The 18,024-nt window shown below is 74.1% G+C and carries 4 protein-coding genes; all 4 read right to left on the reverse strand.

Translation table 11 applies throughout. The features are described from left to right. Nucleotides 1-42: 42 nt before the first annotated feature. Complete coding sequence (locus OG580_RS02880) at nt 43-258, reverse strand: MbtH family protein (protein WP_267042053.1); 216 nt, start codon at nt 256-258, stop codon at nt 43-45. Continuing rightward, a complete protein-coding gene (locus tag OG580_RS02885) occupies nt 255-15,002 on the reverse strand; it encodes a non-ribosomal peptide synthetase (protein ID WP_267042054.1) in 14,748 nt (4,915 codons plus the stop codon). The genes OG580_RS02880 and OG580_RS02885 overlap by 4 nt, the downstream gene beginning before the upstream one ends. A gap of 179 nt (nt 15,003-15,181) precedes the next feature. Further along, nucleotides 15,182-16,198: an iron-siderophore ABC transporter substrate-binding protein gene (locus OG580_RS02890; protein WP_267042055.1), complete on the reverse strand. Its 1,017-nt coding sequence runs from the start codon at nt 16,196-16,198 to the stop codon at nt 15,182-15,184. Between the two features lie 198 nt (nt 16,199-16,396). Then, entirely contained in the window at nt 16,397-17,791 is a 1,395-nt protein-coding gene (locus tag OG580_RS02895; RefSeq protein ID WP_267042056.1) for a lysine N(6)-hydroxylase/L-ornithine N(5)-oxygenase family protein, read from the reverse strand. Between the last annotated feature and the right edge of the window lie 233 nt (nt 17,792-18,024).

The raw sequence follows: 18,024 nt of genomic DNA on the forward strand, positions 1-18,024 counted from the left end.
AGGGGCGCCACGACGGTTCGTCGTGGCGCCCCTCCTTCGTGTTCAGCCCTGCCGGCCGACGAGGCTCGCGGGGCGCAGGTCGGTCCAGTGGGACTCGACGTACTCCAGGCACGCCTCGCGGGTGTCCTCACCGAAGACGGTCCGCCAGCCGGCGGGCACCTCGGCGAAGGAGGGCCACAGCGAGTGCTGGTTCTCCTCGTTGACCAGGACCAGGAACCGGCCGCGGCCCTGCGGGTCCTCGAAGGGGTTGGTCGTCATGCGTTCTCACTCCTCGTGGATATGACGTCGAACAGCGTGGACAGCGGCTGTCCGGCGTCGGTGGTCACCGTACGCAGCAGGGTCCGGAGTTCTTCGGCGAGCCGGCGGGCCCGTGCCGCGCCGATCCGCTCGTGGGCGTGGATGATCGCGCAGTGCACGGGTCCTTCGCCGCGCGGCTCGTGGAAGGAGAGCGTCAGCTCCGCCCGCGCCGAGCCGGTCGGCACGGCCTGGAGGGCGCCCACGCCGCCCTCCAGCCGGTCGAGGTCCGCCTGTTCATGGTGGATCACCATGACCTGCGGGCCCTCGGGTCGAAGACCGGCCGCCCGGACGACCGCGTCGAACGGGACGTCCTGCCGGTCCAGGGCGCTCAGCGTGGTCTCCCGTACGCGGGTGAGCAGTTCGGCGAAGGTCGGGTCGCCGGCGGTGTCGGTGCGGAGCAGGACCGTGTTGAAGAGGCAGCCCACCAGGTCGGCGAGCCGGTCGTCGGTGCGCCCCGCGACCATCGTGCCCATGGGCAGGTCGGTGCCCGCGCCGTGGGCGGTGAGCAGCGTCGCGAGGGCCGAGTGCAGGACCATGAACATGCTGGTGCCGGTCGCCCGGGCGAGCCGGTCCACGTCCGCGTGCAGCTGCGCGTCGAGGACGAACTCGACGTGCCCGGCCGCCCCTCGGGCCACGCGCCCCTCGGCCCGGACGCTGGGCACGTCGGGTCCTGCGCTCGGCACGTCCGGTGCCGCGTTCGACACCTCGGGCGCTGCGCTCGGCACCTCGGGCGCTGCGCTCGGCACGTCGGCCGGCAGCGCGATTTCGCGCGGGGCACCCATGAGCGTCCGCCGCCAGTAGGCGAGTTGACCGCCGCCTCGGCTGCCCGGGTCGTCGAGGTCACCGAGGAGCTCGCTCGCCCAGCGGCTGTAGTCGGCGTACGTCACCGGGAGCGGCTCCCAGGCGGGCGGCAGGCCGGCCGCGCGGGCGGTGTAGGCCGTGGTGAGGTCACGGAAGAGCGGGACCACCGACCACTCGTCCGCCGCCAGGTAGTGGAGGGTCACCAGAAGGGCCTGGGCGCCGTCGGGTCCGGTGAGCAGCCGGACCCGCAGTGCGGGCTCCCGCTCCAGGTCCGGTGCCCGCGTGGCCAGTTCGGCGATGCGGGCGTCCAGGTCCGCGCAGCGCTCCGAGGTCGGCACCGGTGCCTCGACGGCCCGTCGGAGTACCGTGCCGTCGCGCTCGGTGAAGGCGGTGCGCAGCGGCTCGTGCCGGGCCGTCACATCGGCGAGGGCCGCGGCGAGGACGTCGGCGTCGAGGCCGCCGGGCGAGCGCAGGACCAGCGCGTGGTCGAAGCCCGGGCTGCGCCGGTAGGCCTCCCACTGCCATCGCTGGACGGGCGCCACCGGCCGGTCGGTGCCGTCGGCCGTCGTGTCCCGTGCCGGGCGCAGGGCGGGCCGCGCGGCGGAGGCGCCGTCCAGCTTGCCGGCGATGCCGGCGACGGTCAGCGCGTCGAAGACGTCCCGGATGCTCAGCTCGACGCCGAACTCCGCGCGGATCCGGCCCAGGAGCCGCATCGAGGCCATGGAGTGGCCGCCGAGCGCGAAGAAGCTGTCGTGCGCACCCACGCCGTCCAGCTTGAGGATCTCGCAGAACAGCTCGGCGAGCCGGGCCTGTGTCCCGGTGGCGGGGCGGGCGTCGCCGGTCATCGCGGACCACTCCGGCGCGGGCAGCGCCTTGTGGTCGAGCTTGCCGTTGGGGGTGAGCGGCAGCGGGCCGTCCAGGGCGACGACGAGGGCCGGGACCATGTACTCGGGGAGCTGCCCGGCGACATGGGCGCGGAGCTCCCGCGGGTCGAGTGCGCGCGGGGCGCCCTCCACGGTCTCGGGTACGGCGTAACCGACGAGCCGGACGATGTCGCCGTCACGGTCGGGCAGGACGGCGGCCTGGGCGACGGACGGGTGGCCGGCGAGCGCGGCCTCGATCTCGCCGAGCTCGATGCGGAAGCCGCGGATCTTCACCTGGGTGTCGACCCGGCCGAGGAAGTCGAGGTTCCCGTCGGCCCGCCAGCGGGCCCGGTCGCCGGTGCGGTACATCCGGGCGCCGGGCGCGCCGAACGGGTCGGCGACGAACCGTTCCGCGGTGAGCCCCGGCTGCCCGAGGTAGCCCCGGGCGAGGCCGCGCCCGGCGACGTACAGCTCACCGACGACACCGGGCGGCACCGGCCGCAGGTGCTCGTCGAGGACGTAGCAGCGGGTGTTGGGGTCGGGGCGGCCGATCGGCACCCGGCCGGAGGCGCGGCCGCCGTGTTCGCGGGCGGGCCACAGCGTGGAGTTGACGGTCGCCTCGGTGAGTCCGTAGGCGCAGATCAGGTCCGCGGTCGCGCCGAAGCGTTCGAAGAGGTCCGGCGGCACGGTCTCGGTGCCGACCAGGACGGTCGAGCCCTCGGGCAGGACGCAGCCGGGGGGCAGCGCCGACACCAGCGAGGGCGGCAGGATCATGTGGGTGATCCGCTGGTCCGCGAGGAAGTCGGTGAGCGCGGGGCCCGCGACCCTGGCCTCGTCGGTGACGAGCACGAGCCGCCCGCCGTGGCAGAGCGCCATGGCGAGTTCGAAGGCGAAGACGTCGAAGCCGATGGAGGCGAACTGGAGGACGCGGCTGTCGTGTTCGAGGCCCATCCGGTCGACGGCGGTGGCGACGAGGCTGGCGATGCCCTCGTGCGGGACGACGACGCCCTTGGGGCGGCCGGTCGAGCCGGAGGTGTAGATGACGTACGCGGCCTGGTGCAGGCCGACGGGTCCGCCGGCGTGCGGCGTCCCGGGCAGCGCGGCCAGCTCGGCGGCGGTGTCCGGGTCGTCGAGGAGGACCACCGGGACGCCCGTGACGTCGGGGATCTTCCCCGCGACCGGCTCGGTGCCCACGACGACGGCCGCTCCCGAGTTCTCGATCATGTACGCGAGGCGGTCGCCGGGGTGGACGAGGTCGAGCGGCAGGAACGCGGCGCCCAGCTTCAGCGCGGCGACGACCGTCGCGATCATGTCCACCGAGCGCGGCACGGCCACACCGACCACGCTCTCGGCGCCGACGCCCCGGGCGGCGAGCAGCCGGGCGAGGCGGTTGGCGCGGGCGTCCAGCTGGGCGTACGTCACGGGCCGGGAGCGCTCCACGACGGCGACGGCGTCCGGGCGTTCGGCGACCCACCGGGCGAAGAGGGCGGGCAGGGTCTCCTCGTCGACCTCGCGGGGCAGGCCGTTGAAGCCTTCGAGGACGAGGCCGCGTTCCTCCGCGGAGAGGATCTCGGCCCGCGACACCGGCTGGTCGGGGGCGGCGACGAGTGCCCCGACGAGCCGGCGGAGCCGGTCGGCGATGAGCTCGGCGGTCGACCGGTCGAAGAGTTCGGTGGCGAACTCCAGTCGGCAGCCGAGGAAGTCGCTGTCGGCGCCGTCGGTGGAGGTGCGCTCGGTGAAGCTGAACACCAGGTCGAACTTGGCGGAGCCGGTCCGGAACGGCACGTACCGCGCCTGGAGTCCGGGCAGCCGCAGCTCGTCGTCGGTACGGGCGTGATAGCCGACCATCACCTGGAACAGCGGGTTCCGGGAGAGGGAACGGGTCGGGTTGAGCTTCTCCACGACCGCTTCGAAGGGGACGTCCGCGTGGGAGAACGCGGCCAGGTCGGTCGTGCGCACCCGGCGCAGGAGTTCGGTGAAGCCGGGGTCGCCGGACAGGTCCGTCCGCAGCACCAGGGTGTTGACGAAGAAGCCGACCAGCTCGTCCAGGGCCTCGTCGCCGCGGCCGGCGATGGGTGCGCCGAGGGGGATGTCGGTGCCCGCGCCGAGGCGGTGGAGCAGGGCGGCCACGGCCGCGTGCACCACCATGAACATGCTGGCGCCGGTCTCGCGGGCGAGCTTCCTGAGGCCCTCGTGGACCGTGCGGTCGAAGGTGACGTCCAGCTCGGCGCCGGTGAACGCCGGGCGGGCGGGCCGCGGCCGGTCGGTGGGCAGCTCCAGCTCCTCGGGCGCGCCGGCCAGGACCGTGCTCCAGTGCTCCAGCTGCCGGGCCGCGAGGCTCGCCGGGTCGGCCGGGTCGCCCAGGAGGCGCTGCTGCCAGAGGGCGTAGTCGGCGTACTGGACGGGCAGCGGCTCCCAGTCGGGGGCGGCGCCGTCGAGGCGGGCCGTGTAGGCGGCGGTCAGGTCCCGGAGGAAGGGCCGGTCGGACCACTCGTCGGTGGTGATGTGGTGCAGGAGCAGCACCACGACGTGGTCGTCGGGCGCCACCTCCACGATCGTGGCGCGGACCGGCAGTTCGCCGGCGAGGTCGAACGGCCGCCGGACGGCCGCGTCGACGATGCCGGGCACCTCCTCCTCGGCGGCGCGGAGGTGCTCCACGACGGGTGCGGCTCCGGCGGGCAGGACCCGCTGGAACGCGTGGCCGTCGCGCTCGGCGAAGACCGTGCGGAGCGCTTCGTGGCGGTCGGTCACGTCGGCGAGGGCGGCGCGCCAGGCGTCACGGTCGAGGGCGCCGCGCAGCCGCATGACGAGCGGGAAGTTGTACGCGGCGGAGGTGCACTCGATCTGCTGGATGACCCACAGGCGCTGCTGGGCGTGGGACAGCGGCAGTTCACCGGGCCGCCCGTCCGCCGGGCCGGCCGTCAGGGCGGGTCGGGCGGCGCCGCGCGAGGCCGCCGCGCGCTCCACGAGCTCGGCGACGGTGGGCGCCTCGAAGAGGTCGCGGATCGCGAGCTCGGCGTCGAGCGCGGTGCGGGCGCGGCTGACGAGGCGGGTGGCGAGGAGCGAGTGCCCGCCCAGGTCGAAGAAGTCGCTGTCGATGCCGACACCGCCCTCGGCGAGGCCGAGGACCTCCGCGAAGAGCGCGCAGAGCGTCTCCTCCTGCGGGGTGCGCGGCGCGCGGGTCCGGCCGGTGCCGACGAGGTCGGGTGCGGGCAGGGCCCTGACGTCCAGCTTGCCGTTGACGGTCAGCGGCAGGGTCGCCACGGTGACCAGCGCGGACGGGATCATGTAGTCGGGCAGGCCGGTCTTCAGGTGCTCGCGCAGCCGTGGGACGAGCGTCTCGTCGGGTTCGGCGGAGTCCTCCCGTACGAGATAGCCGACCAGCCGCTTCGTCCCGGCGGTCTCGTGGACGACCACGGCGGCGTGGGCGACCTCCGGGTGCGCCGACAGGGCCGTGGCGATCTCACCGAGCTCGATGCGGTAGCCGCGGATCTTGACCTGGTCGTCGGTGCGGCCGAGGAAGTCGAGCAGGCCGTCGGGGCGCTGCCGTACGAGGTCGCCCGTGCGGTACATCCGCTCCCCGGGCTCGCCGAACGGGTCGGCGACGAACCGCTCGGCCGTCAGGGCGGCCCGGTCCTGGTAGCCGCGGGCGAGGCCGGTTCCGGCGATGTACAGCTCGCCGGGGCAGCCCGGGGGGACGGGGCGCAGCATCGCGTCGAGCACATGGGCGCGGGTGTTGCGGATGGCCGTGCCGACCGTGGACGTCGCGCTCTCGGTGGTGGAGCCGCCGAGCGTGTTGATCGTGTACTCGGTGGGGCCGTACAGGTTGTAGCCGTACGTTCCCTCGGTGTCGCGCAGCCGCGTCCACACGGTGTCGGGCACGGCCTCGCCGCCGAGCAGGACCAGGGCGGGCCGGTGCCGGCCCGTGGCCTCGTCCCGGTCGAGCAGGCCCTCCTCGATCAGCAGCTGGGCGTAGGTGGGGGTCACGTTGACGACGTCGACGCGGTGTTCGTCGCAGTACGCGACGAGGGCCTCGGCGTCGCGGCGGAGTTCCTCGTCGCAGACGTGCACCTCGTGGCCCTCGACGAGCCAGAGCAGCTCCTCCCAGGACATGTCGAAGGCGAAGGAGACGGTGTGCGCGATGCGCAGTCGTCGGCCGCCTGCCGAGGCGATGGCCGGGGCGAAGACCTCCTTCTGGTGGTTGAGCTGCATGTTCGTCAGGCCCCTGTAGGGGGTGACGACGCCCTTCGGCCGGCCGGTGGAGCCGGAGGTGTAGATGACGTACGCGGGGTGCTCCAGGCGGCCCGGCACACCGCGGGCGAACGCGGGCCGCTCGGCGTCGGTGATCTCGCCGTCGGGCAGTGCCGCCAGCTTGGCTGTCACGTGCGGGTCGTCGAGGAGGACCTCGGGGGCGACGGGTCCGTCCGCGCCGCGCAGCGTCGGGGCGACGGCGGTCGTGGACAGCAGGCACAGCGGTCCGGTGTCCTCGGCCATCAGGCGCAGCCGGTCGGCCGGGTGGTCGAGGTCGAGCGGCAGGTAGGCGGAGCCCGTCCGCAGGACGGCGAAGAGCGCGGCGACCATCTCGATGGACCGGGGCAGCGCGAGCGCCACGACCTTCTCGGGTCCGGCGCCACGGGCGAGCAGCAGCCGGGCCAGGCGGTTGATCTGCGCGTCCAGTTCGGCGTACGTGAGGGAGCGGTCACCGAAGACGAGCGCCACCGCGTCGGGGGTACGGGCGACCTGGGCCGTCAGCATGTCGGCGACGGTCTCGTCCGGCACCTCCTCGCGGGTGGCCGCCCGGCCGGAGACCAGCGCGGCCCGCTCCTCGGGCAGCAGCAGGTCCACTCCGGCGGTACGGGGAGCCGGGCCTCCCCCGGCCTCCCCGCCTTCCCCGGATCCCCCGGATCCCCCGGATCCCCCGGCTTCCAGGGCTTCGCCCAGCCGGTCGAGGACCGTCGTGAACCGGGCGAGGATCGTGCCGGCGGCCTCCGCGTCGAACAGGTCGGGCCGGGCGGCAAGCGTCACCCGCAGCCGCGCGCCGGGGGTGACGATCAGCGTGAGCGGGAAGTGGGTGCCGTCGACGTTCGACACGTCGGTGATGCCGTGCCGCGCCCGCAGCTCCGCCGCGCGCTCCTCGCCGTCGGCCGAGCGGAGCACGAACAGGGTGTCGAAGAGGCGGCGGTGGCCCGTCTCCTGCTGGAGCGTGCCGAGTCCCACGTACTCGTACGGCATGACGGACACGCGCTCGGACTGGATCCGCCGCAGCAGGTCGAGCAGGGGCTCGCCCGGGGCGAAGGCGATCCGGGCGGGGACGGTGTTCAGGAACATGCCGATGATGCCGGCCACGTGCGGGACGTCCGTCGGACGCCCGGCGACCGCCGTGCCGAAGACCACGTCTCCACGGCCCGTCAGCGCCGAGAGGACGAGCCCCCAGGCCGCGTTCAGCACGGTGTTCAGGGTGAGTCCGTGCCGCCGGGCGAGGGCCCGGAGCCGGTCGCTGCTCTCCTCGCCGAGGAGGGCGTCGAAGTCGGCCGGGATGACCGGTCCCGCGTCGCGGCCGGCCGGGGCGACGAGCGTCGGCTCGTCGAATCCGGCGAGGGCCGTGCGCCAGGCGTCGAGGGCGGCCGCGGTGTCCTGGGCGTCGAGCCAGGCCAGGTAGTCGCGGTACGAGCCGGGCAGCGGCAGTCCGGTGGCGTCGCCGGCCCGCTCGTACAGGGTGAACAGCTCCTCCAGGAACAGCCAGGCGGACCAGCCGTCCCAGAGGATGAGGTGATGGGTGAGGACGAGCCGGTCCCGGCCGTCGCCGAGACGGATCAGCAGCAGGCGGCAGAGCGGCGCGGCGGACAGGTCGAAGCGCCGCCGGCGGTCGGCGGCGAGCAGCTCCTCCACCCGGGCCCGCCGCTCCTCCTCGGGCAGCCCGCTCAGGTCCACCTCCACCAGGGGGATCTCGGCGCCGTCCACGATGAACTGGACGGGCCGGGGCAGGCCGTCGCTGGTGAACCCGGCGCGCAGGCCGGTGTTGCGCGCGAGGAGGGTGCGGCAGGCGGCCCGCAGCCGGTCGGCGTCGACCCGGCGGTCGAAGTCCAGGGCCTCCTGGGACTGGTAGACGTCGAGTGCGTCGCCCGCGTCGTAGGTGGCGTGGAAGTACATGCCCTCCTGCAGCGGGGAGAGCGGCCAGACGTCCGCGACGGGCAGTCCGGCGGCGGCGTGGACGCGCGCGGTCTCCTCGGCGGTGAGGACGAGTCCGCCCAAGGGGGCCGGGACCGGGGCCGGTGGCTGCGGGGGCGCGGCGGCGGTCAGCTGGTCGAGCAGGGCCTTGAGGGCCGGGTCGACGGCGGCGCCGGACTGCTGCTGGAGGGCGAGGACGGCCTGGAGGGCGGCGGCGGCCTGCCCGGCGTCGGATGCGGAGACGGTCACGCCGTCGGGCTGCACGGGTACCTCGGCTGTCTGGGCTGTCTGGGGTGTCAGGGGTGCGGCCGGGTCGGCCGGGGCGGGGGCGGGGGCCGCGTGTGCGGCCGCCTCGGCGAGGGCCGCGGGGGTGCGGCAGGCGAACACGTCACGCGGGCTGAGCGTCAGCCCCTGTTCGCGGGCCCGGGTGGCGACGGTGATGGAGCTGAGGCTGTCGCCGCCCAGGACGAAGAAGTCGTCGTCGACGCCGGTCCCCGGCACACCCAGGACGTCGGCGAAGATCGCGCACAGGATGCTCTCCCGCTCGTCACGGGGCCCGCGTCCGCCGGCCCGGGGCACTGCCTCGGGGGCGGGCAGGGCGTTCTGGTCGAGCTTGCCGCTGGGCGTCAACGGCAGCTCGGCGACGACCACGACGACGCTCGGCACCATGGCGGCGGGCAGCGCTTCGGCGAGCGCGGCACGCAGCGACGCGGAGTCGGGGACGACGGCGGACGCGGGGGCGGGAACGGAGGCGGACGCGGGGGCAGGGACGGAGGCGGACGCGGAGGCAGGGGCGGAGGCAGCGGCCGTGGCCGTGGGTACGTCGGGCGCCGGGGCGGCTCCGGCCGGGGTCGGGACCGCGTACGCGACGAGGGCCCCGTCGCGGACGATCACGGCGGCGCGGGCCACCCCCGGCAGGGCCGCGAGGGCGGTCTCGACCTCGCCCGGTTCGACGCGGTTGCCGCGGACCTTGACCTGGCGGTCGGTGCGCCCGAGGTACTCGACCGCGCCGTCGGAGCGGCGCCGCACGAGGTCGCCCGTGCGGTACATCCTCTCCCCCGGCGCCCCGAACGGATCGGCCACGAACCGCTCGGCGGTCAGCCCGGGCCGGTCGTGGTAGGCCCGTGCCAGCTGGACGCCCGCGAGGTACAGCTCGCCCGGCACCCCGTCAGGGACCGGGCGCAGGAACGGGTCCAGGACGTACAGCCGGGTGTTCCACACGGGCCGGCCGATGGGGACGGCCGGTTCCGCACCGCCCTCGTACGGGAAGTACGTGACGTCCACGGCGGCCTCGGTGGGGCCGTAGAGGTTGTGCAGCGGCACGGGTCCCCGGCCGGGGGCGGTCCGCGCGGTGAGGTCCCACCAGCGGCGGGCGTCGGCGCCGGTGAGCGCCTCGCCGCTGCAGAACACCCGGCGGAGGCTCGCCGCCCAGTCGGGAAGGTCCGTGGCGGTCTCCATGACCTGGACGAACGCCGCCAGCATCGACGGCACGAAGTGGACCGTGGTGACGGCCCGGTCGTGGATCAGACCGGCCAGGTAGGCGGGGTCGCGGTGGCCGTCGGGGTGGGCGAGGACGACGGTCGCCCCCTCGGTCAGCGGCCAGAAGAACTCCCACACCGACACGTCGAAGCTGGAGGGGGTCTTCTGGAGGACCCGGTCGTCGGCGGTCAGCCCGTACGTGTGCTGCATCCAGGCGAGCCGGTTGACCACGGCCCGGTGGGTGACGGCGACGCCCTTGGGACGGCCGGTGGAGCCCGAGGTGTAGATCAGGTACGCCGGGTGGTCGGGGCCCGCGGGATGGTCGGGGTCCGCGGGATGGTCGGGGCCCGCGGGCCGCGCGGGTGCCTCGGAGGCGGGCCCGCCCCGTCCCTCCTCCCCCACGACGAGACGGTCGAGACCCGGCACGACGGGCAGCCGCCCGGCCGCCTCCTCGGTCGTCACGACCAGCCGCGCGCCCGAGTCGGTGAGCATGAAGGCGACCCGGTCGGCCGGGTAGTCGAGGTCGACGGGCAGGTAGGCGGCGCCCGCCTTGAGGACGCCGAGGAGCGCGACCATCAGTTCGGCGGAGCGGGGCACCGCGACGGCGACGTACTGCTCGGGGCCCGCGCCGCGCGCCCGGAGCCGACGGGCCAACTCCTCGGCACGCACGTCGAGTTCCGCGTACGAGAGGGTGGTGCCCTCGAAGACGACGGCCGGGGCGTGCGGGGTCTCCGCCACCCGTGCGGCGACGAGCGAGGCGAGGGTCGCCCCGGCGACGGGGTGCCCGGTCGCGTTGAGCTCCGCGAGGTGTCCTTGCTCGCGGACGGAGAGCACCCCGGTGCGCCCGACGAGGCGGTCGGGTTCCGTGACGACGGTCCGCAGGAGGGCCGTGAACCGGCCGGCGAGGACGGCCACCGCGATCCGGTCGAGTCGGGCCGCGTCGTGCTTGAACCGCAGCAGCAGACCGCCGTCGGCCGGCTCGACGACGAGCGCGAGCGGGTAGTGCACGGCGTCGAGGATCTCGGCGCCGGTGACGCGGAGCCGGTCGGGTTCCGCCTGCCCGGGCCCGTCGCCGGTCGGGTGGTTCTCCCACACCAGGAGCGTGTCGAAGAGTTCGCCGCCGCCCGCGATCCGCTGGATGTCGGCGAGGCCGAGGTGCTGGTGGTCGAGGAGGGCGCTGTGCTCGTCCTGGACGCGCCGCAGGAGGCCGGTGAGCGACTCGTCGGGGCGCAGGGTGACGCGGGCGGGGACCGTGTTGATGAAGAGGCCCACGGCGGAGTCGAGGCCCGCGACCTCCGTGGTCCGCCCGGACACGGTGGTGCCGAAGACGACGTCCTGGCGTCCGGTCAGGGCGCCGAGGAGCAGACCCCAGACACCGTGGAGGACGGTGCTCAGGGTCAGGCCGCGGCTCCGGGCGTAGGAGGTCAGCTCGTCGGTGAGGCCCTGGGGAAGCCGGGTGTCGACGCGCTCGGGCCGGGCGGTCACGCCGGCGGTGCCCGTGGCGGAGAGGTCGGGCAGCAGGGTCGGGCCGGCGAGCCCGTCGAGGGCCTCGCGCCAGGCCTCGCGGGCGGCGTCCCGGTCCCGGCCCGCGAGCCAGGCCAGGTACGGCTCCGGGGCGACGGGCTCGGGGAGGTCGGCGCCCTCGTACGCGGCGGTCAGTTCACGGAGCAGCACCGCGACGGACCAGCCGTCGGCGACGATGTGGTGCAGCGTGAGGAGGAGCCGGTGGCGCTGCCCGTCCCTGACGAGGGTGGCGCGCAGCAGGGGCGGCCGGTCCAGGTCGAACCGCTCGGCGCGGTCGGCGCGCAGGAGTGCGTCGAGTCCGGTGGTGGCGGTGTCGGCCTCCCGCCACGGCAGGGTCACGTGCTCGGCGAGCCGCTGGACGATCTCGCCTCCGGGCAGCTGGCGGAAGGAGGCGCGTAGCAGCGGGTGCCGGTCGAGGAGGAGTTGGAGCGAGCCGCGCAGGCGGTCGGGGTCGACGGGGCCCGTGAGGTCGAGGAGTTCCTGGACGAGGTAGAGGTCGGCGGCGCGGTCGTCGAACTCCGCGTGGAAGAAGAAGCCTTCCTGGAGCGGGGAGACGGGCAGGGCCTCCACGTCGAGTTCCGCGTGGGTCGCGGGGGCGGGTGCGGTGGACTCGCCGGCGATCCGGGCGAGCGCGGCGACGGTCCGGTGCCGGAACACCTCGCGCGGGGTGATCACGAGTCCGGCCTCCCGGGCCCGGTACACGAGCTGGATGGCGACGATGCTGTCCCCGCCCAGTTCGAAGAAGCTGTCGTGGACGCCCACCGACGGCAGGCCCAGGACCTGGGCGAAGAGTGCGGCGAGCACGGTCTCGGCCGGGGTACCCGGGGTACCCGGGGTGTCGGCACCGGTCAGGGCCGTCCACCGTGGCTCCGGCAGCGCCTTGCCGTCGAGCTTGCCGTTGGGGGTCAGCGGGAGCGGGCCTTCGAGGACGACGACGGCCGACGGGACCATGTGGTCGGGCAGCGTGTCGGTCACCCGGGCCCGTGCGGCCGTCACGGCGGCCTCGGCCTCCGCGCCTCCCGCCTCCGCGACCAGGTAGGCCACGAGCCGCTTGACGCCCCGGTGGTCCTCGCGGGCGAGGACGGCGGCCTGGGCGATGCCCGGGCAGGCCATGAGGGCGCTCTCGATCTCGCCGGGCTCGATCCGGTGGCCCCTGATCTTGATCTGGCCGTCCGCGCGGCCGAGGAACTCCAGGTTGCCGTCGGCGCCCCAGCGGACCCGGTCGCCGGTGCGGTACATCCGGGTGCCGGGCTCGCCGTGGGGGTCGGCGACGAACCGCTCCGAGGTCAGCCCCGCGCGGCCCAGATAGCCGCGCGCGAGGCCGCGCCCGGCCACGTACAGCTCGCCCTCCGCTCCGACGGGGACGGGGCGGAGCGCCGTGTCGAGCACGTAGGCGCGGGTGTTGGGGTCGGGTCGGCCGATGGGCGCGGGGCCCGGCCGGTCGGGCTCGGCGAGCCAGAGGGTGGAGTTGACGCTCGCCTCCGTGAGGCCGTACGCGACGACGACCCGGAGCCTGCCGTCCCAGCGGGCGATCAGCTCGCCGGGAACCGCCTCGGTGCCGACGACGAGCACGGCGCCCGGGGGGAGTTCGCACTCCTGCGGCAGTGCCGAGACCAGCGAAGGCGGCAGGATCATGTGGGTGGCGCCGTGGCGCGCGATGTAGTCGGTGAGCGCGGGGCCCGCGACGCGCCGCTCGGCCGGGACGACGATGATCCGGCCGCCGACGCAGAGCGACATGATCAGGTCCCACACCGTCACGTCGAAGCCGACGGAGGCGAACTGGACGACGCGGCTGTCGGCGGTGATGCCGATCCGGTCGGTCGCGGTGGCGATGAGGCTGCCGACGCCGTCGTGCGGGACGACGACGCCCTTGGGGCGGCCCGTCGAGCCGGAGGTGTAGATGACGTACGCGGCCTGGTCGAGGTCGACCGGTACGCCCGGGTCGGTGTCCGTCTGAGCGGCGAGGGCCTCCGTGGTCGCCCGGTCGTCGAGCAGGAGGTGGGTGACGCCCTCCGCCGCGGGGAGCTCACCGGCGAGCGCGCGCACGGTCACGACGGTGCGCGCCCCGGCGTCGGCCAGCATGTAGGCGAGCCGGTCGCGGGGGTGGTCCGCGTCCAGCGGCAGGTAGGCGGCGCCGGCCTTCATCACGGCGAGCAGGGCCACGACGAGTTCCGGCGAGCGGGGCAGGGCCACGCCCACCACGTCCTCGGCGCCGACGCCCCGGGCGGCGAGGAGGCGGGCGAGACGGTTGGCGGCGGCGTTGAGCTCGGCGTAGGTCAGTTCCCGGTCCTCGCAGACGAGGGCGACGGCCCCGGGCCGGCGGTGGACCTGCCGCTCGAAGGCGGCGGGCCAGGAGAGCTCGGTCACCTCGCGCGGCGCGACACCGAACTCGTCGAGTACCAGGGTGCGTTCGGCGGCGGAGGTGAGTTCGAGGTGGCCGACGGGCCGGTCGAGGTCCTCGGTGAAGGCATGCAGCAGGGCGAGGAAACGGCGCTCGTGGTCGCCGAGTTCGGCCTCGTCGCAGACGTCCGCGTCGGCGTCGAGGTGGAGGGTGAAGCCCCGGCGATCCCGAGCGTCCTGGCCGTCCTGGCCGCCTTGACCGCCCTGGCCGCCTTGACCGTCCCGACCGTCCTGACCTCCTTGACCGTCCCGACCGTCCTGACCTCCTTGACCGTCCTGGCCGCTCGCGCGGTCCTCGGTCTCCGCGAAGGTGAAAGCCAGGTCGCTGACCGGCCCGAGCCACTCCGGGCACAACTCGGCCCGGACGTCGGCCTCCCCGCCGAAGCGCAGGCCCTCCGGGCGCGGCAGGACGTTGACGGTCGGGCCGACGAGTTCCGGTACGCCGTCGACGAGGCCCAGCTCCCTGGCCAGGTCCTCGGCGCGGTAGCGGCCGTGGGCCACCGCGTCGGCGACCGCGTCGCGCACCTGGGCGACGAGGGCGGCGGCGGTGTCGGCGGGCCCGACGGCCAGCCGCAGCGGCACGATGTTGGACACCATGCCCGGGACGGCCGCGGAGACCTCGTCCCGGCGGGCGGCGATCGGGAGGCCGAGGACGAGGTCCTGTTCGCCGACGGCGCGGTGGAGGTAGGCGGCGACGGCCGCGAGGAGGACGCGGGACGGTCGGACGCCCGCGCTCCGGGCGGCGGCGTGGAGACGGTCGACGACCTGCGGGGGCAGTTCCGTCGTACGCCTCAGGCGTCGGGTCATGGGGGCCGTGCCGCGCTCGACGAGGCGTACGGGCTCGGTCCGGCCGGCCATGCGGTCGGCCCACCAGGCGCGGTCCTCCTCGTGCCGGGCGGACGTGCGGTACGCGCGGTCGGCGGCGACGAGGCCGGCGAGGGACGGGCCGTCCGGGGCCGCCGGGGCCTGGTCACCCGCCGCGCAGTACTCGCCGGCCCGGCGGGTGATGAGGGCGACGCCGGCGCCGTCGACGACGATGTGGTGGTAGCGCTGGACCCACAGGAGCCGGTCGTCGGAGAGGCGCAGCAGCGCGTGGGCGAAGAGGGGGCCGCGGGCCGGGTCGACGGGCCGGTCCCGGTCCGCGGCGGTCCACGCGGCAGCGGCCTCCTCCGGGTCTGCGGCGGTGCGCAGGTCCACGACGGTGACGTCGACGGGGAACGGGCGGGGCACCTGCCGCGGTCCCTCAGCGCCCTCCACGACGGTCACGTGCAGGCACTCGGCCTCCTCGACGGCGCGGCGGACGCCGGCGGTGAGACGGCCGAGGTCGACGGCGCCGCGGACGTCGAGCGTGAACACGATGTTGTAGGCAGAGCTGTCCGGATCCAGTTGCCGGGCCCGCCAGATACCGGACTGCCCGCCGGTGAGGGGGATCCCGGAAGCGGACGTCCGGTCCGACTCGACGTCAAACATCGTACGAAGTGGCCTTTCCCTGGAGGGGCTTCGGTGGGGGTGGTCGCGGGCGCGGCTCGGCACCCCTCCGTGCGCGGGGTGCGTCTCGACCACCGGCGGCGTGGCGGGACCGCCACGCCGCCCGTTCGGCCGCACGCTCCCTGACGTTGCGTCAGTAGGCTGTCAGCGGCGCGTCGTCGTCACTTGACGGCCGCGAGGAGCGGCTCGATCTCGTCGATGGCGTACGGGATCGACAGCACGGTGTTGAAGGAGAAGGCGGCGCCGATGTCCGGGTCCTGGTACGGCACGAACAGGTCGCGCTTCTCCTGGTTGACCTTGAGCTTCTTGTAGAGCGGCTCGGCCTTGATGCGGTCGTTGGCCTCGGTGCTCGACGTGACCCAGACCAGCCGGTCGACGTCGAGGACGTCGAGCTTCTCGGCGCTGAGTTCGGCGACGTTCCACCCGGGCTTGGCCAGGGTGTCGATCTCCGGCTTCAGTGTGAAGCCGAGGCCGGCGAAGAAGATCGCCTTGGGGTCGGTCTTGGTGAACGCCGAGTACTTCCCGGCCTCGAAGCTGTCGGCGACGGTCAGCGTCTTCTGCGCGAACTCGGGGTGCTTGTCGCGGACGGCCTTGAAGCGGGTGTCGATGTCGGCGATCAGCTTCTCGGTCTCGGCGCCCTTGCCGAGCGCCTTGCCGATCTGCCGGGTCATGACCTGCCACGGCGCCGCGTAGTCGGCGTGCTCCTTGGGCTGGGCGACGACCTTGGTGAACTTGGAGAGCGTGTCGTACTGCTCCTTCTTCATCCCCGAGTACTGGGCGATGACCAGATCCGGCTTGAGCGCCGCGATCTTCTCGATGTTGTACTCGTCGCGCTCCCCCACGATCACCGGCTTCGTGGAGCCCCACTTGTCCTTCGTCCACGGCCACTTGCCGTACGGCTGCTCCTTGAACCAGTCCACGGAGCCGGCCGGCTTGACGCCGAGCGCGAGCACCGCGTCCTGGTCGGACAGGCCGAGCGTGACGACCGTCTTCGGCTCCTTGTCGATCGTCGTGCTGCCGTACTTGTGCGCGACGGTGACCGGGAACGCGGAGGACGAGCCGGCTCCGTCGGCCGGCGTCGCCGAGGCCGGGGCCGAGGGCGAGGAGGAGGAGCCGGACTTCTCCGTCCCGCCCCCACAGGCGGCGAGGGCGAGCGCCGCCACGGCGGCGGCGGCCACGCGGGGAGCGGATCTGGCGTACCGCGACAGAGCGGGACGTGCACCAGTGGACACAGACGTTCCTTTCACGGGGATTCACAGTGCGTGCCACGACGGCCGGGGACGGCGGTGCCGTACCGGTGGGCGTGACGAGGAGCGTGGGGGGGGGTGACGGTGGGGGGACGGCGAGGGCGTGACGGCGAGGGGACGCGGACGGCGCTAGCGGGCCGTTCCGACCCCGTCGGCGACGGGCCGTGCCTCTCCCGAGGCGGACGCGGGCGCGGGAAGGGTTCCGGCGGGCGCGGCCGCGGTCACGCCCGCGCGGCGGTCGACGACCGAGTCGAGGATCTCCCCGACCCTGATCGCGGTGTTGGAGAGCAGCGACGACGTGATGCCGTGGGTGTGCTCCGTACCGCCCTGGAGGTAGATGCCGCAGCGCAGTTCGGGGTCGGTGGCGATCCGGTAGTCGCGCTCGACGCGAAGCCGGCCCTGCTCGTCGCGGTGGCAGCGGTCTGCGACCTCGCCGAGCAGGCCGAGGGGGTCGGCGGGGCTGTAGCCGGTGGCCAGGACGACGACGTCGGCGTCCAGCGCGGTCTCCTCGCCGGTGACCAGGGACCTGACGAGGGCGCGGACCCCGTCCGGGCCGTCCTCGACGCCGGTGAGCCGGGAGACGTTGAGGAAGCGCAGCCGCTCGGCGCCGAGGACCTTCTCCTGGTACGACTGCCGGTACAGGTCGTCGATGAGGTCGATGTCGACCACGGAGTAGTTGGTGTTGCCGTGGTACTCCATCAGCTTGCGCTTGATGTCGTCGGGGGCCGTGTAGTACTCGTCGACCGCGTCGGGGTCGAAGATGCGGTTGGCGAAGGCGCTGTCGTCGGCGGGGCTGTATCCGTAGCGCGAGAAGACGGCGCAGACCTCGGCCGCGGGGAAGCGACGGTGCAGGTAGGCCACGTTCTCCGCGGCACTCTGGCCGGCGCCCACGACGACGAACCGCTCGGGGTCGGTGCCCTCCAGGGAGTCCACCTTGGCCAGCAGGTCGGAGTTGTGCCAGACGCGTTCGCTCCGCTCGACGCCCTCCGGCATACGGGGACGCAGTCCGGTGCCGAGGACGAGGTTGCGGGCGCGGTGGACGACGATCTCCGTGCCGGCGCGGGCGGTGACCTCCAGGTACTCGACCACGCCGTCCTGGACGACCGGTTCGACGGCGATGATCTCGTGTCCGTACGAGACCATGTCGTCGACCTTGGCCGCCGCCCACTCGAAGTAGTCGTGGAACTCCACGCGCAGCGGGAAGAGGTTCTTGTGGTTGACGAAGTCGATCAGCCGGCCCTTGCTCTGCAGGTAGCAGAGGAAGCTGTACTCGCTGGACGGGTTCCGCAGCGTCACCAGGTCCTTGAGGAAGGACACCTGCATGGTCGCGTCGTCGATCAGCATGCCGCGGTGCCAGCCGAAGCACGGCTGCCGCTCGAAGAAGTGCGCGGTGACCGCCTCCTCCCTGCCGACGCGTGCGTTGTGCTCGCCGAGTGCTAACGCCATGGCCACATTGGACGGCCCGAAGCCGATACCTATGAGGTCGTGGACCAGAGGGGTGTCACCAGGAAGAACCTGCGACATGTCACTCCCATCGTGCGAGCCGCCTGTGGGGGGCGTGGCCGGGAACGGGGCATCGGGGCGCACCGGAGAGGGCGACCCGAGCGGAACTTAGGTAAAGCTAACCTGATCTGACGGCGCCTGTCGACGGGCCGTCGCGAGCAATGACGGAACATTGGCCGTGAACGGCCTTGAAACTCCGCCCAGTTGTGATGTTAGGTAAGCCTTGCTTTACTTGGCGCCGATCAATCGCTCTT

This window comes from Streptomyces sp. NBC_00094 (assembly GCF_026343125.1).
Classification (GTDB): Bacteria; Actinomycetota; Actinomycetes; order Streptomycetales; family Streptomycetaceae; genus Streptomyces.